Consider the following 19,593-nt stretch of genomic DNA (forward strand, 5'->3'; position numbering starts at 1 on the left):
CAACTGTGAGCGCAGTCCACGGAGCCAACCCGCTCCGTGACGCCGCAGACCGACGGCTCCCGCGCATCGCGGGGCCGTCGGGCCTGGTGATCTTCGGCGTCACGGGCGATTTGTCCCGTAAGAAGCTGATGCCTGCCGTCTACGACCTGGCCAACCGCGGCCTGCTGCCGCCGGGCTTCTCGCTCATCGGCTTCGCCCGCCGCGAGTGGCAGAACGAGGACTTCGCGCAGGAGGTCCACGACGCCGTCGAGCAGCACGCGCGCACCCCGTTCCGCGAGGAGGTGTGGCAGCAGTTGATCCAGGGGATGCGTTTCGTCCAGGGCGACTTCGACGACGACGACGCCTTCGAGCAGCTGAAGTCCACCATCGAGGAGCTGGACAAGGCGCAGGGCACCGGAGGCAACTTCGCCTTCTACCTGTCCGTGCCGCCGAAGTTCTTCCCGCTCGTCGTCCGGCAGCTGAAGAAGCACGGCCTGGCCGACCAGAAGGACGGCTCCTGGCGCCGCGCGGTCATCGAGAAGCCCTTCGGCCACGACCTGGTCTCCGCCAAGGAGCTCAACGAAGTCGTCCACGAGGTCTTCCCGCCCGAGGCGGTCTTCCGGATCGACCACTACCTCGGCAAGGAGACCGTCCAGAACATCCTGGCGCTCCGCTTCGCCAACACCCTCTTCGAGCCGATCTGGAACCGGTCGTACGTCGACCACGTGCAGATCACCATGGCCGAGGACATCGGCATCGGCGGGCGCGCCGGCTACTACGACGGCATCGGCGCCGCCCGTGACGTCATCCAGAACCACCTGCTCCAGCTGCTCGCGCTGACCGCGATGGAGGAGCCCGCCTCCTTCGACGCCGACGCGCTGGCCGCCGAGAAGACCAAGGTCCTCGGCGCGGTGAAGCGGCCGACGGACCTGGGCAGGACCACGGTCCGCGGCCAGTACGCGGCCGGGTGGCAGGGCGGCGCGAAGGCCGTCGGATACCTGGAGGAAGACGGCATCGACCCCCAGTCGAAGACCGACACCTACGCGGCCGTGAAGCTGGAGATCGACAACCGCCGCTGGGCGGGCGTCCCCTTCTACCTCCGTACCGGCAAGCGCCTCGGCCGCCGCGTCACCGAGATCGCGGTCGTCTTCCAGCGCGCCCCGCACTCCCCCTTCGACCACACCGCGACCGAGGAACTCGGCCGCAACGCCATCGTCATCCGGGTCCAGCCGGACGAGGGCGTGACGGTGCGGTTCGGCTCCAAGGTACCCGGCACCCAGATGGAGATCCGGGACGTGTCGATGGACTTCGCGTACGGCGAGTCCTTCACGGAGTCCAGCCCCGAGGCGTACGAGCGGCTCATCCTCGACGTCCTGCTCGGCGACTCGAACCTTTTCCCGCGCGTCGAGGAGGTCGAGCTGTCCTGGAAGATCCTCGACCCGATCGAGCAGTACTGGGACAAGCACGGCAAGCCCGCGCAGTACCAGTCCGGGACCTGGGGTCCGGTCGAGGCGGACGAGATGCTCGCACGAGACGGACGGAGCTGGCGCCGGCCATGAAGACCGACCTGACGGACACCACGTCCTCCAAGATCAACAAGGCGCTGGTGCTCGGGCGGCGGGCGATCGGTACGCCGGCCGTCGGCATGGTGCTCACCCTCGTCATCGTCACCGACGAGGAGAACGCCTACGACGCGCTGAGGGCGGCGAACGAGGCCTCCCGCGAGCACCCCTCGCGGACCCTCGTCGTCATCAAGCGAGTCTCGCGCTCACCGCGGGACCGCGCCAAGGCACGGCTCGACGCCGAGGTCCGCCTCGGCGCCGACGCCAGCACCGGCGAGACGGTGGTGCTCCGGCTGTACGGCGAGGTCGGCGACCACGCCCAGTCGGTGGTGCTCCCGCTGCTCCTGCCGGACGCCCCCGTCGTCGTCTGGTGGCCGGTGAACGCGCCGACCGACCCGGCGAACGACCCGCTGGGCGCCCTCGCCCAGCGCCGGGTGACCGACACGTACGCCGCCGAGCAGCCCATCCACGAGCTGGCCGCGCGTGCGGACCGGTACACCCCGGGCGACACGGACCTCTCGTGGACCCGGATCACCCCGTGGCGCTCGATGCTCGCCGCCGCGCTCGACCAGGTCGTGTGCGAGGTCACCTCCGCCGAGGTGGAGGGCGAGGAGTTCAACCCGAGCGTCGAACTGCTCGCGATGTGGCTGGCGGACCGGCTGAAGGTGCCGGTGCGGCGCTCTAAGTCGGAGGGCCCCGGTCTCACCTCCGTACGGATGGAGACCAACTGCGGCCCGATCGTGCTCGACCGGCCGGACGGCTCGCTCGCGACGCTCTCCATCGAGGGGCAGCCGGACCGTGCCGTGGCGCTCAAGCGCCGCGAGACGGCCGAGCTGATCGCCGAGGAGCTGCGCCGGCTCGACCCGGACGACACCTACGCGACGGCGCTCAAGTTCGGCCTTGAGCGGCTGGACGAGAAGGCGGCCGTCACGGCTCCCGAGCCGGAGGCCGTCATAGCGGCCCCGGCCGAGGCCGAGGCCGAGCCCGGGACTGGGTCCGAGCCCGCGGCCGAGCCCGCGGCGAAGCCCGCCGCGAAGAAGGCTCCGGCCAAGAAGGCGGCGGCCAAGTGAGTACCCCTCAGCTGGTCGTCCACCGCGACAAGGAGCTGATGGCCGAGGCCGCGGCGGCCCGGCTGATCACGAAGATCGTGGACGCCCAGGCCTCCCGCGGCTCGGCGTCGGTGGTGCTGACCGGCGGCCGCAACGGCAACGGCCTGCTCACGGCGCTCGGTTCGGCGCCCGCGCGGGACGCGATCGACTGGTCGCGGCTCGACCTGTGGTGGGGCGACGAGCGTTTCCTGCCCGAGGGAGACCCCGAGCGGAACGTCACCCAGGCCCGGGAGGCGCTGCTCGACCGGGTGCCGCTCGACCCGGCGCGGGTGCACGCCATGCCGGCCTCCGACGGCCCGTACGGCAGCGATGTCGACGCCGCCGCGGCCGCCTACGCGGCGGAGCTGGCCGCCGCCACGGACCCCGGCGACCACGGCGGGGTGCCGACCTTCGACGTGCTCATGCTGGGCGTCGGCCCGGACACCCATGTGGCCTCGCTCTTCCCCGAGCTGCCGGCGGTCCGCGAGACCGAGCGGACGGTGGTCGGCGTGCACGGCGCGCCCAAGCCGCCGCCGCTGCGGGTCTCGCTGACGCTTCCGGCGATCAGGGCGGCGAAGGAGGTCTGGCTGCTCGCGGCCGGTGAGGACAAGGCGAAGGCGGCGGCGATCGCGCTGTCGGGCGCGGGCGAGGTCCAGGCCCCGGCGGCCGGTGCCTACGGCCGCTCGCGAACGCTGTGGCTGCTCGACGCGGCGGCGGCCTCGGAGCTGCCGCGGAGCCTGTATCCGCCGGCTTCCGCCTGATTCCGCGGTTCGTACGCCCCGGAGGCCCGGTTCACCTGTCGGTGGACCGGGCCTCCGGCGTCGGTACGGGCTCGGTGAAGGGCGCGAGGAGGTACGGTACGGCCTCGGCTGCGAAGGTCAGGCCCTGGCTCTCGCCCGCGTCGTGGATGGCGTACGCGCCCTCGCCGGCCGCCGTCGTGGCGGTCAGCGTGAGGACGCCCGCGCGGCGCTGGAAGTACGACTGCTTGACGGTCCAGCCGATGACGCCGGAGCGCTGGAGGGCGACCGTGGCGCGCCGGACCGTGCCCGAACGGGTCACCAGGTAGGCGCCGCTGACACCGTGTCCGAGACCGCGGTACGCGTCGAGGGCGAGGAGCACGGCGAGCGGGGTGAGGACGACGGCGCAGCCCGCCGCCACGTACAGCAGGACCGGGGTGAGGAGGAGCCCGAGAAGGGCGAGGAGGGCGACCGGGGCGGCGACGGACCACAGGGCCCAGCGCAGCCGGCGGGTGCGGGCGGCGCGGGGGTGGGCGGCGAGCCGCATCCCGGTGGGCGGTTCCGGCTCGCGCAGGACCTGGGCGGCGACGCGATCGGCGATCTCCCGGGGCACGGCAGGCAGCAGGGTCTTGAGGTCGGCGTGCTTGTCGCCGTCGTCCTTGGCAAGGCCGGTGGCGACGGCGTCGACACGGGCGGCCCCGACCAGGCGCACTCCCAGCGGCTCGACGACCTCGATCCCGCGCAGCCGGCGCTCCTCGAAGGAGACCGAGCGGGCGGTGAGGAGCCCGCGGCGGACGCGCAGGGTGCCGCCGGGCTCGCGCTCCAGGCGGTAGTTCCACCACATCTCGACCCAGAGGCCGAGGGCTCCGACGGCTCCCACGGCGGTGGCGATGAGGACCAGGTCGATGATCATCCAGGTGACGGAGACGTCCCGGAAGTGGCCCCCTATCCAGTCGATGACCTCCCCCTGGACGCCGAACCACTCGCTCACCTGCATGACGGCTCCGGCCGCCGCGCCGCCGAGGGCCGGGGCGAGGAAGGAGACCGGGGCGTAGCGGATCCAGCGGGGGTCGGCGAGGGCGAGGGCGCCCTCGTCGGGAAGGCCGGCGGGGCCGGTGGCGGTGCGGGCGAGGAGGTCGCGGCGGAGGCGCTCGCCCTCGGCGCGGGAGACCAGGTGGAGTTCGAGCGTGGACTCGCTGCCGCCGGTGCTCTCGCCGGTGCCGATGCGGACCTTGACGAGGCCGAGGATCCGCTGGAGGGGGTTGGCGGTGAGGTCGACGCTGCGGATGCGCTCGCGGGCCAGGGAGCGGCGCTTGACCAGCAGGAGCCCGGTGTGGAGTTCGATCCTCCCCCAGCCTTCGGCCGGGGGTACCCCCGTCTCGCTGCGCTCGGTGCCGATCCGGTAGCGGGTGCGGCGCCAGCGGACGTATTCGACGAGGGTGCCACCGACGACGAGGAGGAACGCTCCGGCGAGGACCCAGGCGAAGGCCTGCCACAGCGGCCTGGACCCGGCGAGGCCGAGGGTCGTGGGCAGGCCGGCTCCGCCGGCCACGCCGCACAGGACGGCGGCCGTGGCCAGGAGCATGCGCCGGTCGAGGCGCCGCCACGCCTCGCCGGGGCCCTCGGGGCCGTCGCCTGCGCCGTCGCCGCGCGGGCTGTCAGCGCCGGCTATACCGCCGTCGCGCGGGTCCTCGCCGTGTCCGGCCTGGTTCATGTGGCGTCCCCTGGGGTGGCCTGGGTGAGGGCCGTGAGCCGTTCGCCGAGCTCGGCGGCGAGCTCGTGGTCGAGGCCCTCGATCCGGATCGCACCCTTGGAGGAGGCGGTGGTCACCGTGACGGTGGCGAGCTTGAAGTACTGCTCAAGGGGCCCGCGTACGGTGTCGACGGTCTGGATCCGGGACATGGGCGCGATCCGCCACTCCCGCCACAAGGCCCCCGTAAGGACGTAGACGGCGTCCTCGGTGACCTCCCAGCGGTGCACCCGGAACCACCAGGCGGGGAAGAACGCGGCGCAGCCGAGGCCGAGGGCCGCGACGGCCCCGGCAGCGAGCAGCAGCCAGAACCGGGCGGGCCCGATGAGTGTGCCGAGGACCCCGAGGACCGCCACCGGGACGGCGGTGGTCACCAGGAGCTGGCTCCGCCACCAGGCGACGGCCCGATCGGCCACGGCGTTCCTGGGCGGCCGCAGCCGCACCGCGTTCTCCCCCGTCATGCCCCTACCGTCCGCGCAGCGAGCGGTAGGTGCTCACGAGGGCGGCGGTGGAGCTGTCGAGCTGCTCGCCGCCCTCCCCCTCCGTCAGGACCGGCTCGATCCGCTTGGCGAGGACCTTGCCGAGCTCGACGCCCCACTGGTCGAAGGAGTCGATGTTCCAGACGGCGCCCTGGACGAAGACCTTGTGCTCGTAGAGCGCGATCAGCTGGCCGAGGACGGACGGGGTGAGCTTCTCGGCGAGGATCGTGGTGGTGGGGTGGTTCCCCTGGAAGGTCTTGTGCGGGACGAGCTCCTCGGGGACGCCCTCGGCCCGTACCTCCTCCGGTGTCTTGCCGAAGGCCAGCGCCTGGGTCTGGGCGAAGAAGTTGGCCATGAGCAGGTCGTGCTGGGCGACGAGGCCGGGCAGCAGGTCGGCGACGGGCCGGGCGAAGCCGATGAAGTCGGCCGGGATGACCTTGGTGCCCTGGTGGATCAACTGGTAGTACGCGTGCTGTCCGTTGGTGCCCGGGGTGCCCCAGACGACCGGCCCGGTCTGCCAGCCGACCGGGTTGCCCTCGCGGTCCACCGACTTGCCGTTGGACTCCATGTCGAGCTGCTGGAGGTAGGCGGTGAACTTGGACAGGTAGTGGCTGTACGGCAGGACGGCGTGCGACTGGGCGTCGAAGAAGGCGCCGTACCAGACGCCGAGGAGGCCGAGGAGCAGCGGCGCGTTCTCCTCGGGCGGAGCCGTACGGAAGTGCTCGTCGACGAGGTGGAAGCCGTCGAGCATCTCGCGGAAGCGCTCGGGGCCGACGGCGATCATCAGGGAGAGGCCGATGGCGGAGTCGTACGAGTAACGGCCGCCGACCCAGTCCCAGAACTCGAACATGTTCGTGGTGTCGATGCCGAACTCCTCGACCTTCTCGGCGTTGGTCGAGAGGGCCACGAAGTGCTTGGCGACGGCCTCCTGGCCGGCCCGGAGTTCGGTGAGGAGCCAGTCGCGGGCCGAGGTGGCGTTGGTGATGGTCTCGATGGTGGTGAAGGTCTTCGAGGCGACGATGAACAGCGTCTCGGCGGCGTCGAGGTCGCGGACAGCCTCGTGGAGGTCGGCCCCGTCCACGTTGGAGACGAAACGGAACGTCAGGTCCCGCTGGGTGTAGGAGCGCAGGACCTCGTAGGCCATGGCGGGGCCGAGGTCGGAGCCGCCGATGCCGATGTTGACGATGTTCTTGATCGGCTTGCCGGTGTGGCCGGTCCACCCGCCCGCGCGGACCGTGTCGGCGAAGGCGGCCATCTTGTCGAGGACGGCGTGGACGGCGGGGACGACGTTCTCCCCGTCGACCTCGATCACGGCCTCGCGGGGAGCCCGCAGCGCGGTGTGGAGCACCGCCCGGTCCTCGGTGGTGTTGATCTTCTCGCCGCGGAACATGGCGTCGCGCAGCTCGGCCACGCCGGTGGCGGCGGCGAGTTCACGCAGCAGCGTCAGCGTCTCCTCGGTGACGAGGTGCTTCGCGTAGTCCAGGTGGAGGTCGCCGACCCGCAGGGTGTAGCCGGTGCCCCGCTCGGGGTCGGCGGCGAACAGGTCGCGCAGATGGGTGTCGCCCAGCTGCTCACGGTGCTTGCCGAGGGCCGCCCACTCGGGCAGCCGGTTGAGCCTGATGCGGCCTTCGTTGTTCATCTCGGACATCGCCCACTTCTTCTCGTACTGCTTGTCTGCCCCGCTGCGTCTCCAACCTAATTGATCAGAGGGGCGGACGACGCGACGGCGAGCGACTGTGGGGGAGGCGGGGGAGAGAACGCGGAACGGGCCTTGCCCGCGAATCAAGTTCGCGGGCAAGGCCCGTTCGTCACACCGTCACACCGCGTTCAGATCTCGCCGCGCAGTTTGGCGAGCGCCTCGGCGAGGATCGCCTCGCCGTCCGCGTCGCTGCGTCGCTCACGCACATAGGCGAGGTGGGTCTTGTACGGCTCCGTGCGCGGCGGGTCCGGCGGGTTGTCCCGGTCCTGACCTGCCGGGAAGCCGCAGCGCGGGCAGTCCCAGGTCTCCGGGACCGCCGCGTCGCTGGCGAAGCTCGGCTGGGTCTCGTGCCCGTTCGAGCACCAGAACGAGATGCGGGCGCGCGGCGCCGATTCGCCGCGCTCGGCCTCGCCCATCGGCCCCGCTCCGACCCGGCTTCCCCGGATCGCGTTGCCACTTGCCACGGTCGTAACTCCCTGCGTGATGGTGCTCGAAGATGCCCCAGTCTACGTAAGGCCCAACGCGCGTCCAGTGATTGGAGTTACCCGTCCAACTTCATCAGCAGACCAAGTACCACAATGCAGGCGAACCAGAGCAGACCGACCACGACGGTGATGCGGTCCAGGTTGCGCTCGGCGACCGAGGAGCCGCCGACGGAGGACTGCATACCGCCACCGAACATGTCGGAGAGGCCGCCGCCCTTCCCCTTGTGCATCAGCACGAGCAGCATGAGCAGCCCGCTGAAGACGAGCAGGGCGATCGAGAACCCCATAACCACGGCTGGACCAACTTCCTCGGACGAATACGGACGGGGGCCGGGCACCTGCCCGACCCCCGCAAGGGTACGACGTAACTCCGCTACCGCATACTCACTGGTCGCGGAAGCGCACGATCTTGACGAACTCGTCGGCGTCGAGCGCGGCGCCGCCCACCAGGGCTCCGTCGACGTCCGGCTGCGCCATGATCGCGGCGACGTTGCCGGACTTGACCGAGCCGCCGTACTGGATGCGGACCTTGTCGGCCAGCTCCTGCGAGTACAGCTCCGCGAGGCGGCCGCGGATGGCCCCGCAGACCTCCTGCGCGTCCTCGGGGGTGGCGACCTCGCCGGTGCCGATGGCCCACACCGGCTCGTACGCGATCACGATGGACTCGGCCTGCTCGGCCGGGACGTCCTTCAGGCCGCCGTCGAGCTGGGCGAGGGTGTACTCGACCTGCTGGCCGGCCTTGCGGATGTCCAGGCCCTCGCCGACGCAGAGGATCGGGGTCACGCCGTGCGTGAAGGCGGCCTTCACCTTGGCGTTGCAGACCTCGTCGTCCTCGGCGTGGTACTGGCGGCGCTCGGAGTGGCCGACGGCCACGTAGGCGCACTTCAGCTTGGACAGCATCAGGCCCGAGATCTCACCGGTGTAGGCACCGGAGTCGTGCGCCGAGATGTCCTGGGCGCCGTACTTGATCTTGAGCTTGTCGCCGTCGATCAGGGTCTGTACGGACCGCAGGTCGGTGAAGGGGACCAGGACCGCGACCTCACAGGCGTCGTGGTCCTTGTCGGTCAGGGCGAAGGCGAGCTTCTGGACGTGGGCGATGGCCTCGAGGTGGTTGAGGTTCATCTTCCAGTTGCCCGCCATCAGCGGGGTGCGGGTGCTCAAGGTGTTCAGTCCTCCAGTGCGGCGAGGCCGGGCAGCGTCTTGCCCTCGAGGTATTCGAGGGAGGCGCCGCCGCCGGTCGAGATGTGGCCGAATGCCGTCTCGTCGAAGCCCAGGATGCGGACGGAGGCGGCGGAGTCGCCACCGCCGACCACCGTGAAGGCCGGAGAGTCGACGAGCGCCTGGGCGACAGCCCGGGTGCCCTCGGCGTAGTCGGGGTGCTCGAAGACGCCCATCGGACCGTTCCAGAAGACGGTGCCGGCGTCGGCGAGCTTCGAGGCGTAGAGCTTACGGGTCTCCGGACCGATGTCCAGGCCCTCCTCGTCCGCCGGGATGGCGTCCGCGGCGACCGTGGTGGGGTGGGCCGGAGCCTTGGTCTTCAGGTCGGGGAACTCCGCCGAGACCAGGACGTCGACGGGGAGGACGAACTCCACGCCGCGCTCCTTGGCGCGCTTCAGGTAGTCCAGGACCGCCGGGATCTGGTCCTCCTGGAGCAGCGAGATGCCGACCTCGTGGCCCTGGGCCTTGAGGAAGGTGTACGCCATGCCGCCGCCGATGAGGATGCGGTCGGCCTTCTCCAGGAGGTGGTCGATCACGCCGAGCTTGTCGGAGACCTTGGCGCCGCCGAGCGCGACCACGTACGGCCGCTGGACGTCGTCCGTGAGCTTCTTCAGGACGCCGACCTCGGTGGCGATGAGGTAGCCCGCGGCGTGCGGCAGGCGCGCCGGGAGGTCGAAGACCGAGGCGTGCTTGCGGTGCACGGCGCCGAAGCCGTCGCCGACGTAGACGTCGGCGAGGGCGGCGAGCCGGTCCGCGAACGCGCCGCGCTCGGCGTCGTCCTTGGAGGTCTCGCCGGCGTTGAAGCGGAGGTTCTCGAGGACGGCCACCCGGCCGGCGTCGAGGCCGGCGACGGTGGCGGTGGCGGAGTCGCCGACCGTGTCCGTCGCGAAGGCCACCTCGGCGCCGAGCAGTTCACCGAGGCGCGCGGCGGCCGGGGCGAGCGAGAACGCCGGGTCCGGGGCGCCCTTGGGCCGGCCCAGGTGCGAGGCGACCACGACCCGGGCGCCCGCGTCGGCGAGCGCCTTGACCGTGGGGACGACGGCGCGGATACGGCCGTCGTCGGTGATGGTGGTGCCGTCGAGCGGCACGTTGAGGTCGGCGCGGACGAACACGCGCTTGCCTTCGACGCCCTCGTGGAGAAGCTCGTCGATCGTCTTCATCTGTTAACTGACTCCTTGGTACGCGGTGGAGCACACAAACAGGGCTCGCACAGCGCGGCGTTGCGCTGCCCGAGCCCTGCTCACATCGAAAGCCCGCCCTGAAGCTTAGAGCTGGCCGCCGACGAAGACGGTGAGGTCGACGAGACGGTTGGAGTAACCCCACTCGTTGTCGTACCAGCCGAGGATCTTGACCGTGCTGCCTTCCTGGACCATGGTCAGGGAGGCGTCGAAGGTGCAGGACGCCGGGTCGCTGACGATGTCCGAGGAGACGATCGGGTCCTCGGTGTAGACCAGGACGCCCTTGAGGTCGCCGTCCTCGGAGGCCTTCTTGAACGCGGCGTTGACCTCGTCCTTGGTGACCTCGCGGTCGAGGGTGACGACCAGGTCGGTGGCGGAACCGGTCGGGACCGGGACGCGCATGGCGATGCCGTCCAGCTTGCCCTTGAGCTGCGGGAGGACCAGGGCGGTGGCCTTGGCGGCGCCCGTCGTGGTCGGGATGATGTTCTCCGCGGCGGCGCGGGCGCGGCGCAGGTCCTTGTGCGGGAAGTCCAGGATGCGCTGGTCGTTGGTGTACGCGTGGACCGTGGTCATCAGGCCCTTGACGATGCCGAAGTTCTCGTCGAGGACCTTCGCCATCGGGGCGACGCAGTTGGTGGTGCAGGACGCGTTCGAGATGACGTGGTGCTTCGCCGGCTCGTACTTGTCCTGGTTCACGCCCATGACGATGGTGATGTCCTCGTCGGAGGCCGGAGCCGAGATGAGGACCTTCTTGGCGCCGCCGGCGATGTGCTTCTCGGCGTCGGCCTTCTTGGTGAAGATGCCGGTCGACTCGATGACGATGTCGACGCCCAGCTCACCCCAGGGGATGTCGGCCGGGTTGCGCTCGGAGAGCACCTTGATGGTGTGGCCGTCGACCGTGATGGTGTCGGCGGTGTGGGTGACCTCTGCCTTGAGGCGGCCCAGGATGGTGTCGTACTTCAGCAGGTGGGCCGTGGTCGCGGTGTCGCCCAGGTCGTTGACAGCCACGATCTCGATGTCCGCACCCTGCTCAAGGAGTGCGCGGAAGTAGTTCCGGCCGATGCGGCCAAAGCCGTTGATGCCTACGCGGATCGTCACGAACCGATCTCCTCGTTAGGTACGCCGGAGTGCTCGACGCCGGCGAGATTTTTGTTTTTTGGGATGTCCCCGACCGCTTACGACCCTACCCCCACCGGCGCCCGGGAGTGACATCGGCCGCATCCGCATGTGCCCGGAAAGTGAGGAAGAAAGGCCGAAGGCCCGTACCTACCAGCGGGTACGGGCCGTCGTGGGACTTTTGTCCCGGCTACTCTCCGTCAGCGGCGGAGCGCCCCGAGGGCGCGGCCGAGGAGTCGTGCCCGGTCGGTGGCTCCGGGCACGTGCTCGAGTCCGTAGCCGAGGAGGACGGTGTCACGGGTGGTGACCGCCGCCTGGGAGTGGAAGAGCGCGGCGGAGCGCGTCCAGTCGGCGCCGTTGCCGGGGCTGCCGGCCGGGGCGCCCGGTACGGTCCACGCGCCGAGGGCGGTCTCGAAGCCCTCCGCCTCCGTGGTGGTGCCGGTGACGAGCCGGGTGTCGTCGACGAAGGCGCCCATCTCTCCGGTGCCGGGGTCGGAGACGTACGAGATGGACAGCTCGACCCGCTTGCCGGCCCAGGCGCTCAGGTCGACGGAGGCCTGCCGCCAGCCGTTGGAGGGGCCGGTGAAGGCGTTCCAGGAGCCGGTGGTGCCGGTGGCCGTGCAGCCGTCCTCGCCGACGGTGAGGTAGTGGGCGAGGAAGGGGTGGCCGCGGACGTAGTAGCCCTCGCCGCAGTCGGCGGGGGGCTCGGCGGAGGTGCCGCCGTTGGCGTCGGGCAGGGTGGTCCAGTCGTCCTGGCCGACGGTGTGGGCCTCGACGACGAGGTTGTCGTAGCCGGGCTCGGTGTCGTAGCTGACCTGGAAGTCCAGGCGCGGTGCGGCTCCGGCCGCGACGCCGGTGAGGTCGACGGTCCTGCTGAGCCGGGCCCAGGTGTTGTCGGCGTGCTTGACGGCCGCGAAGGACGCGCCTTCGGCGGGCTCGAACGGCATCCGGATGCCCGGGTAGGAGCCGGCGGAGGCGCTGCTCGCGAACTGCGGGAACTCCTTCGGCCGCAGGGTGTCCGAGGTGACGGTGTACGCGCCCGCGTTGTCCAGCGGGTTGTCGGCGGCGGCCCCCAGACCGGCACCGATGCCCGCGAAGGCGCCGGTGCCGGCGAAGGCAGGCGGATTCTTGAGGCCGGCCCGGTGGTAGGCGCCGAGGTAGTACTGGGCGAAGTCGTTGGACTCGGCCCGGCCGATCTGCGTGAGACCACCGGACTTCTCGCCGGCATTGATCAGCTTGCCGCCCTCGTTGAGGTAGGCGCGGACGGCGAGCTGGGTGGTGCCGGAGGGCCGCTCGGCGCCGGTGTACCAGACGACGGTACGGAAGTGGGAGAGGACGCCGAGAGCGTCCGGGGTGCCCTGGGTGGCGACGTCCCAGACGGCGGACCCGCGCTTGTTGTCGGCGAGGGCCTTCACATAGGCGGCGGTGTGCCGGCCGGCCGTGGTGCCGCCCTCCTCGGCGAGGACGAGCACGTCACCGCGGGGGCGCTCGGCCACCTTGTAGGTGAAGGGGGCGGAGGAGGTGGTGCGGCCCTCGCGGGTGCGGGCGGTGAACCACACCTCGACGGAGTCGCCGGGGCGGGCGTCCTCGACCTCGGCGCGGTACTCGTCGAAGTAGAGGTTGTCCTCGCCACCGAAGGTCTCGCCGCCCTTCCAGGCGTCGAGCTCCTCGCTGTGGGTGCGGCCGCCGTTGATCCGGTACTTCAGGGTCTTGCCGCGCAGGGACTTGCGGGCGGTGACGGCGACCTCCTGCTCCTCGCCGCGGGCGTAGGAGGTGGTGAAGGTCTTCGGGGTGAAATCGGGGGCGTCGATGCCGACCGGTGAGACGGGCCGGTCCGGGTGGGCGGCGGTCTCGGCGACGGCGAGCGCGAAGGGGATGTTCTTCGCGAACTCGGCCTGGATCAGCTTCTCGTCGTCGGGGAAGGTGAAGACGGAGGCGCAGTCGGCGGGGTTCCAGGCGTCGTTCGGGTCGACCCGGGAGGCGGTGGCGCAGGTCGACATCTCCGGGGTGAACATCTGCGTCCCGTTGACGTTGGCGGCGTGTCCGTCCGCCTCGCCGTTGGTGATGTACAGCTCGGAGGAGACCTGCGGCCGGTAGCCGGGGACGGCGGGGTTCTGCGGGGTGCCGGCGAGGGCCTTGAGGGCCACGTCGTCGGGGGTGTCGGTGGCGACCTGCCAGCCGACGCCGTAGAGGATGAGCTGGGCGGCCGAGTGGTAGTTGATGCCGTACGCGAAGCCGATGCGCTTCTGGAAGGCGTCGACGGCCTTGGTCTCGGGCTCCGACATGGGGCCCTTGCCGCGGAAGGTCTCGTCGGCCGGGTCGGGCGACGAGCCCTCGTTGTCGTAGCCCCACTTGTAGGCGAAGTTGAGGTCGACGCCGTCGCCGGGCGCGATCCTGCCGTCGCCGTCGTTGTCGCGGAGGTTCTTGCGCCACTGCCGGTGGGCGGGGTCGGCGTGCGTGTGGTCGTATCCGTCCGGGTTGGCGGAGAGCACGAACCACAGCTCGGTGGAGTCGACGATCCGGGTGATCCGCTCGTCCTTGCCGTAGCCGTCGAGGTAGTGGTGGAGCAGCCGCCGGGTCATCTCCGGCGTGATCCACTCGCGCGCGTGCTGGTTGGACATGTACAGCGTCGCGGGCTTCGAGCCGTCCTTGCCACCCTTGGCACCCTTGCTGACCTTGACGGCGAGGATGTCCTGGCCCTTGAGGGTCTTGCCGATGGAGACGACCTTGGTGATCCCGGGGTTCGCCCGGGCGGTGTCCAGGATCTCCTGCTTGAGGCCGTTCGGGCCGCCGTACGGGCGGAAGACGCCGTCCCCCGCGACGGCCACCCGCTTCTCGGCCTGGGCGGACAGGCTGTGCTCGGCGAGTTCGACGCCCTGGCCGCGCAGCTGTCCGGCCTGCCGGCCGGTGAGGAAGAGCTCGACCGTCGCGGACCCCTTGTCGGGGACCTGCTCGGTCATCTCATGGGCGTCGGCACCGGCTTCGAGGAGCAGCGGGACCTGCTCCTTGGTGACCTCGGCGCGCCATACGGAGAGCTGCTCGACGTCTCCGTCGGTGGGCGTGGGTTGCGCTCCGGCGACGGGTGCCGCCGCCATTGCGGCGATCAGCAGTGAAGCCGCGGCGAGGATCGATCTCGCTCTGCGTCTCATGAGCCCCCCTTGTTGTCGTCTGCCACGAAGGTGAACAGACGCCAGGCTCATGGGCGCTCATGGGCCTGTCAAGGGTGCCTCGCGGGCGATACGGAAAAGCTGCCGGTGCCTCAGAAAGGCACCGGCAGCCCGGAGTTCACGCTTCCGTACGGGTCAGCCGACGAGGCTGTCGTCGAGCTCCTCCGTCAGGTTGGACTCGGTCCCGGGAATCCCCAGGTCCTGGGCCCGCTTGTCCGCCATCGCGAGCAGGCGGCGGATCCGGCCCGCCACCGCGTCCTTCGTCAGCGGCGGGTCGGCGAGCGCGCCCAGCTCCTCGAGGGAGGCCTGCTTGTGCTCCATGCGGAGCCGGCCCGCCGCGGCGAGGTGCTCGGGCACCTCCTCGGCGAGGATCTCCAGGGCGCGCTGTACCCGGGCCCCGGCGGCGACCGCGGCGCGGGCCGAGCGGCGCAGGTTGGCGTCGTCGAAGTTGGCCAGGCGGTTGGCGGTGGCGCGGACCTCGCGCCGCATCCGCCGCTCCTCCCAGGCGAGCACCGACTCGTGCGCGCCGAGCCGGGTGAGGAGGGCGCCGATCGCGTCGCCGTCGCGGACGACGACCCGGTCCACGCCCCGCACCTCGCGGGCCTTCGCCCCGATGGAGAGCCGGCGCGCCGCGCCGACCAGGGCGAGCGCCGCCTCGGGGCCCGGGCAGGTCACCTCAAGGGAGGAGGACCGGCCGGGCTCGGTCAGCGAACCGTGCGCGAGGAACGCGCCCCGCCAGGCCGCCTCCGCGTCGCAGGTGGCCCCGGAGACCACCTGCGGGGGGAGGCCTCTGATGGGGCGGCCCCGGCCGTCCACGAGACCCGTCTGCCGGGCCAGCTGGTCGCCTCCGGCCACCACCCGCACCACGAAACGCGAGCCGCGCCGCAGTCCGCCGGGGGCCATCACGATGAGCTCCGAGCTGTGCCCGAAGATCTCCAGGATGTCCCGCTTGAGGCGGCGGGCCGCCATCGCGGTGTCGAGCTCCGCCTCGATCACGATGCGGCCGCTCACCAGGTGCAGCCCGCCCGCGAACCGCAGGATCGACGAGACCTCTGCCTTCCTGCAGCAGGTCCGGGTGACGGGAAGCCGGGAGATCTCGTCCTTCACCGCTGCCGTCATCGCCATGGGCCGATCCTTCCATGCATCCGAAAAATACGGTCGTACGCGGCGGCCAACAGCTCCGGGTCATGCTTCGCGGAGCCGTCGGGCCCGGCCACCGGCGCCAGCTCGACCGCGGCACCGAGCCGCTTGGCGGCATCGGCGAGGGACTCGCGGTCGGGCACGGCGGCCTCGTCGGCCAGCACCACGTCCAGGGCGAGTTTAGGGGCGTGTCGTCCCAAAACCTCCAAATGACGCTGCGGTGAGAAGCCCTCGGTTTCTCCGGGTTGCGGCGCGAGGTTCAGCGAGAGCACCTTGCGGGCCTTCGTCTCGGCCAGGGCGTCGAGCAGCTCGGGGACGAGAAGGTGCGGGATCACCGAGGAGAACCAGGACCCCGGACCGAGGACCACCCAGTCCGCGTCCAGGACCGCCGCGACCGCCTCCGGCACCGCAGGCGGGTCGTTCGGCACGAGGTGCACGGACTGCACCTCGCCGGGGGTGAGCGCCACCGTCGCCTGACCGCACACGGTGTCCACGTCGTCCGGCCGCTCCGGGTCGTGGCCCCTGACCAGGGCCTGGAGCTCCAGGGGCACGGCGGACATCGGCAGCACCCGGCCGTGGGCGCCGAGCAGCCGGCCCACCAGGTCCAGGGCCTGCACGGGGTCGCCGAGCTGCTCCCAGAGGGCGACGATCAGCAGATTGCCCACGGCGTGGCCGTGCATCTCGCCCTTGGACTGGAAGCGGTGCTGGATCACCCGGGCCCAGGTCTGGCCCCAGTCGTCGTCGCCGCAGAGCGCGGCGAGCGCCTTGCGGAGGTCTCCCGGGGGCAGCACGTCCAGCTCCTCCCGGAGCCGGCCGCTGGAACCGCCGTCGTCGGCGACGGTGACGACGGCGGTGAGGTCGCCGGTGATCCGGCGGAGCGCGGCCAGCGAGGCCGAGAGGCCCATGCCGCCGCCCAGGGCGACCACCTTGGGCTGGGCGCCGCGTCTGCGGAGCGTGCGCCGCGCCGTGAGGGTGGAGGCACGCCGGCGGTACGGCTTCACTCGCGCCCCATGTCCCGGTGCACGACGACGGTCTCGACCCCTTCGGCGGCGATGCGGGCGGCGAGCCGCTCGGCGGTGGCCACGGAGCGGTGCTTGCCGCCGGTGCAGCCCACGGCGATGGTCACGTACCGCTTGCCCTCGCGGCGGTAGCCCGCGGCGATCAGCTGGAGCAGCTCGGTGTAGCGGTCGAGGAACTCCTTGGCGCCGGGCTGGTTGTAGACGTAGTTCGCCACCTCCTCGTTGAGCCCGGTAAAGGGGCGCAGCTCGGGGACCCAGTGCGGGTTCGGCAGGAAGCGCATGTCGACGACGAGGTCGGCGTCGACCGGCAGGCCGTACTTGAACCCGAAGGACATCACGGTGGCCCGCAGCTCGGGCTCCTCGTCGCCGGCAAACTGGGCGTCCATCTTGGCGCGCAACTCGTGGACGTTGAGGCTGGAGGTGTCGATCACCAGGTCGGCGTCGCCGCGCAGCTCGCGCAGCAGATCACGCTCGGCGGCGATGCCGTCGGTGATCCGGCCGTCGCCCTGGAGCGGGTGCGGCCTGCGGACCGACTCGAAGCGCCGGACCAGGGCGTCGTCGGACGACTCCAGGAAGACGATCCGGCGGGTGACCTGCTTGCCGTCGAGGTCGGCGAGGGACTCCCTGAGGTTGTCGAAGAACTGCCGGCCGCGGACGTCCACGACGACGGCGATCCGGGCGACGTTGCCCTGGGAGCGGGCGCCGAGCTCCACCATGGTGGGGATCAGCGCGGGCGGCAGATTGTCCACGACGAACCAGCCGAGGTCCTCCAGGCACTTCGCCGCGGTGGACCGGCCGGCCCCGGACATGCCGGAGATGATCACCAGCTCGGGAATGGCCGCCTCGGCGCCGTTGTCGCCGGGGGTCTCCTTCGTGCCCGTACTCACGTGTCCTGCTCCGTCTTCTCGGTCGTGCTGGTCTTGCTCGTTCCGGTCCTGCGCTTCGTTCCGGTCCTGCTCGTGCGCGGTCATGCCGTGCCGCCCCCGTCGTCTTCCATGATCTCTCCTGTGGCCATGTTCACGGCGGGCGCCGCCGGGGCCGCCTGGGCGAGTGCCACGGCGACCGCCTCCGCGGTCTTGCGCCCCATGCCGGGAACCTCGCAGATCTGCTCGATTGTCGCCTGCCGGAGCCGCTTCACCGAGCCGAAATGCTTGATCAACGCGCGTTTCCGGGTGTCGCCGAGGCCGGGGACCACGTCGAGAGGGCTGGTCCGGATACGTTTCGTCCGCTTGGACCGCTGGTAGCGGATGGCGAAGTCGTGAGCCGTGTCACGCACCCGCTGGAGCAGGTACAGACCCTCGCTGGAGCGGGGCAGCACCACCGGGTCGTCGTCGCCGGGCAGCCACACCTCCTCCAGGCGCTTGGCGAGCCCGCAGACCGCGATGTCGTCGATCCCCAGCTCGTCGAGGGCGCGCCGGGCCGCGGCGACCTGGGGCTGTCCGCCGTCGACCACGACCAGCTGCGGCGGGTACGCGAACCGCTTGGGCCGGCCGCTCTCCTCCGGGTCCTCGACGACGCCCTCGGGGTCCCATTCCCCCGTCTTCTCCTTCTCGGCGAGATAGCGCCGGAAGCGGCGGCCGATCACCTCGTGCATGGACCGGACGTCGTCCTGGCCCTCGAAGCCCTTGATCTGGAAGCGGCGGTACTCGCTCTTCCGTGGCAGCCCGTCCTCGAAGACCACCATCGAGGCGACCACGTCCTCGCCCTGGAGGTGGGAGATGTCGAAGCACTCGATCCGCAGCGGCGCCGAGTCCAGGTCCAGGGCCTCGGCGATCTCCTCCAGGGCCCGGGAGCGGGTGGTCAGGTCGCTGGCGCGCTTCGTCTTGTGCAGGACGAGCGCCTGCTGGGCGTTGCGCGCGACGGTCGCCATCAGGTCCTTCTTGTCGCCGCGCTGCGGGATCCGCAGTGAGACGTTGGACCCGCGGCGGCCGGAGAGCCAGGCGGTGACGGCCTCCGCGTCGTCGGGCAGCGCCGGGACCAGGACCTCCTTGGGGACCGCGTCGCCACTCTCCTCGCCGTACAGCTGCTGGATCGCGTGCTCGACGAGCCCGGCGGTGTCGACGGCCTCGACCTTGTCGGTGACCCAGCCGCGCTGGCCGCGGACGCGTCCGCCACGCACGTGGAAGATCTGCACGGCGGCCTCCAGCTCGTCCTCGGCGAGGGCGATCAGGTCGGCGTCGGTGGCGTCGGCGAGCACGACCGCGCTCTTCTCCATGGCCCGGCGCAGCGCCTCTATGTCGTCGCGGAGCCGGCCGGCCCTCTCGTACTCCATGTCCTCGGCCGCCAGCATCATCTGCTTCTCGAGACGGCGGATGTACGTGCCGGTACGGCCGGCCATGAAGTCGCTGAACTCCTCGGCGAGTTCACGGTGCTCCTCGGGGGTGACCCGGCCGACGCAGGGGGCCGAGCACTTGCCGATGTAGCCGAGGAGGCAGGGCCGTCCGGCGGAGGCGGCATTGCGGAACACGCCCGCCGAGCAGGTCCGCACCGGGAAGACCCGCAGCATCAGGTCGACGGTCTCGCGGATCGCCCACGCGTGCGCGTACGGCCCGAAGTAGCGCACGCCCTTCTTCTTGTGACCGCGCATGACCTGGACGCGCGGGAACTCCTCGTTCATGGTCACCGCGAGGTACGGGTAGCTCTTGTCGTCCCGGTACTTCACGTTGAACCGGGGGTCGTACTCCTTGATCCAGGAGTACTCCAGCTGGAGCGCCTCGACCTCGGTCGACACGACGGTCCACTCCACGGAGGCGGCGGTGGTCACCATGGTGGCCGTGCGCGGGTGCAGGCTCGTGATCGGCTGGAAGTAGTTGGCGAGCCGCTGGCGCAGGGACTTCGCCTTGCCCACGTAGATCACCCGGCGGTGCTCGTCGCGGAACTTGTAGACCCCCGGGGAGTCGGGGATCTGACCCGGCTTGGGGCGGTAGCTGGAGGGGTCTGCCATGCTCCCCACCCTACTGTCGACGACCGACAGTC

At 71.1% G+C, this 19,593-nt stretch carries 16 protein-coding genes; 3 read left to right on the plus strand and 13 right to left on the minus strand.

Annotated features, from left to right (window positions below):
* Window positions 1-5 precede the first annotated feature (5 nt).
* The 3 genes from zwf to pgl are packed head-to-tail and all read left to right on the plus strand — an operon-like array spanning window position 6 to window position 3,390.
* The gene (gene zwf, locus ABT034_RS09125; RefSeq protein WP_351212915.1) at window positions 6-1,538 is read left to right on the plus strand and encodes a glucose-6-phosphate dehydrogenase; all 1,533 of its coding nucleotides are present in this window, start codon (window positions 6-8) and stop codon (window positions 1,536-1,538) included.
* Window positions 1,535-2,611, plus strand: a complete 1,077-nt coding sequence (opcA, locus tag ABT034_RS09130) for a glucose-6-phosphate dehydrogenase assembly protein OpcA (protein WP_351212917.1) — start codon at window positions 1,535-1,537, stop codon at window positions 2,609-2,611. Before zwf ends, opcA begins: the two co-directional genes overlap by 4 nt.
* The gene (gene pgl, locus ABT034_RS09135; RefSeq protein WP_351212919.1) at window positions 2,608-3,390 is read left to right on the plus strand and encodes a 6-phosphogluconolactonase; all 783 of its coding nucleotides are present in this window, start codon (window positions 2,608-2,610) and stop codon (window positions 3,388-3,390) included. The genes opcA and pgl overlap by 4 nt, the downstream gene beginning before the upstream one ends.
* 31 nt (window positions 3,391-3,421) lie before the next feature.
* Here pgl and ABT034_RS09140 read toward each other — a convergent pair whose 3' ends face one another.
* The 13 genes from ABT034_RS09140 to uvrC form a co-directional block, all read right to left on the minus strand.
* Entirely contained in the window at window positions 3,422-4,951 is a 1,530-nt protein-coding gene (locus ABT034_RS09140; protein ID WP_351213223.1) for a PH domain-containing protein, read from the minus strand.
* 125 nt (window positions 4,952-5,076) lie between these two features.
* Window positions 5,077-5,577, minus strand: coding sequence for a PH domain-containing protein (locus ABT034_RS09145; protein ID WP_351212921.1), 501 nt, complete (start codon window positions 5,575-5,577; stop codon window positions 5,077-5,079).
* 4 nt (window positions 5,578-5,581) lie between these two features.
* Window positions 5,582-7,243 carry a glucose-6-phosphate isomerase gene (gene pgi, locus ABT034_RS09150; RefSeq protein WP_502972849.1) on the minus strand — a complete coding sequence of 554 codons (1,662 nt, stop codon included), beginning with the start codon at window positions 7,241-7,243 and terminating at the stop codon, window positions 5,582-5,584.
* A gap of 179 nt (window positions 7,244-7,422) precedes the next feature.
* Entirely contained in the window at window positions 7,423-7,758 is a 336-nt protein-coding gene (locus tag ABT034_RS09155; RefSeq protein WP_189505794.1) for an RNA polymerase-binding protein RbpA, read from the minus strand.
* Between the two features lie 77 nt (window positions 7,759-7,835).
* A complete protein-coding gene (secG, locus tag ABT034_RS09160) occupies window positions 7,836-8,066 on the minus strand; it encodes a preprotein translocase subunit SecG (RefSeq protein WP_024758014.1) in 231 nt (76 codons plus the stop codon).
* Window positions 8,067-8,163: 97 nt separating this feature from the next.
* Window positions 8,164-8,940 (minus strand): triose-phosphate isomerase, encoded by a 777-nt coding sequence (tpiA, locus tag ABT034_RS09165; RefSeq protein ID WP_351212924.1) that lies wholly within the window; start codon window positions 8,938-8,940, stop codon window positions 8,164-8,166.
* A gap of 5 nt (window positions 8,941-8,945) precedes the next feature.
* Window positions 8,946-10,157: a phosphoglycerate kinase gene (locus tag ABT034_RS09170; protein WP_351212926.1), complete on the minus strand. Its 1,212-nt coding sequence runs from the start codon at window positions 10,155-10,157 to the stop codon at window positions 8,946-8,948.
* Window positions 10,158-10,262: 105 nt separating this feature from the next.
* Window positions 10,263-11,273: a type I glyceraldehyde-3-phosphate dehydrogenase gene (gene gap, locus ABT034_RS09175; RefSeq protein ID WP_351212928.1), complete on the minus strand. Its 1,011-nt coding sequence runs from the start codon at window positions 11,271-11,273 to the stop codon at window positions 10,263-10,265.
* A 218-nt stretch (window positions 11,274-11,491) separates the two neighbouring features.
* Window positions 11,492-14,440, minus strand: a complete 2,949-nt coding sequence (locus ABT034_RS09180) for a M14 family metallopeptidase (protein ID WP_351212930.1) — start codon at window positions 14,438-14,440, stop codon at window positions 11,492-11,494.
* 153 nt (window positions 14,441-14,593) lie between these two features.
* A complete protein-coding gene (whiA, locus tag ABT034_RS09185) occupies window positions 14,594-15,583 on the minus strand; it encodes a DNA-binding protein WhiA (RefSeq protein ID WP_351212932.1) in 990 nt (329 codons plus the stop codon).
* The gene (locus tag ABT034_RS09190) at window positions 15,574-16,599 is read right to left on the minus strand and encodes a gluconeogenesis factor YvcK family protein (RefSeq protein WP_351212934.1); all 1,026 of its coding nucleotides are present in this window, start codon (window positions 16,597-16,599) and stop codon (window positions 15,574-15,576) included. The genes whiA and ABT034_RS09190 overlap by 10 nt, the downstream gene beginning before the upstream one ends.
* Window positions 16,596-17,588, minus strand: a complete 993-nt coding sequence (rapZ, locus tag ABT034_RS09195; protein ID WP_351212936.1) for an RNase adapter RapZ — start codon at window positions 17,586-17,588, stop codon at window positions 16,596-16,598. Before rapZ ends, ABT034_RS09190 begins: the two co-directional genes overlap by 4 nt.
* Window positions 17,585-19,561 carry an excinuclease ABC subunit UvrC gene (gene uvrC / locus ABT034_RS09200; RefSeq protein ID WP_351212938.1) on the minus strand — a complete coding sequence of 659 codons (1,977 nt, stop codon included), beginning with the start codon at window positions 19,559-19,561 and terminating at the stop codon, window positions 17,585-17,587. Before uvrC ends, rapZ begins: the two co-directional genes overlap by 4 nt.
* Window positions 19,562-19,593: the final 32 nt, after the last annotated feature.

This window comes from Streptomyces sp. NPDC002773 (assembly GCF_040295605.1).
Classification (GTDB): Bacteria; Actinomycetota; Actinomycetes; order Streptomycetales; family Streptomycetaceae; genus Streptomyces.

Bases quoted from the DNA above. Each gene is read 5' to 3' on its own strand.
- ABT034_RS09180 (WP_351212930.1), bottom strand. From the start codon at position 14,440: ATGAGACGCAGAGCGAGATCGATCCTCGCCGCGGCTTCACTGCTGATC.
- ABT034_RS09145 (WP_351212921.1), bottom strand. From the start codon at position 5,577: ATGACGGGGGAGAACGCGGTGCGGCTGCGGCCGCCCAGGAACGCCGTG.
- ABT034_RS09140 (WP_351213223.1), bottom strand. From the start codon at position 4,951: ATGCTCCTGGCCACGGCCGCCGTCCTGTGCGGCGTGGCCGGCGGAGCC.
- rapZ (WP_351212936.1), bottom strand. From the start codon at position 17,588: ATGACCGCGCACGAGCAGGACCGGAACGAAGCGCAGGACCGGAACGAG.
- whiA (WP_351212932.1), bottom strand. From the start codon at position 15,583: ATGGCGATGACGGCAGCGGTGAAGGACGAGATCTCCCGGCTTCCCGTC.
- ABT034_RS09170 (WP_351212926.1), bottom strand. From the start codon at position 10,157: ATGAAGACGATCGACGAGCTTCTCCACGAGGGCGTCGAAGGCAAGCGC.
- secG (WP_024758014.1), bottom strand. From the start codon at position 8,066: ATGGGGTTCTCGATCGCCCTGCTCGTCTTCAGCGGGCTGCTCATGCTG.
- opcA (WP_351212917.1), top strand. From the start codon at position 1,535: ATGAAGACCGACCTGACGGACACCACGTCCTCCAAGATCAACAAGGCG.
- pgi (WP_502972849.1), bottom strand. From the start codon at position 7,243: ATGTCCGAGATGAACAACGAAGGCCGCATCAGGCTCAACCGGCTGCCC.
- uvrC (WP_351212938.1), bottom strand. From the start codon at position 19,561: ATGGCAGACCCCTCCAGCTACCGCCCCAAGCCGGGTCAGATCCCCGAC.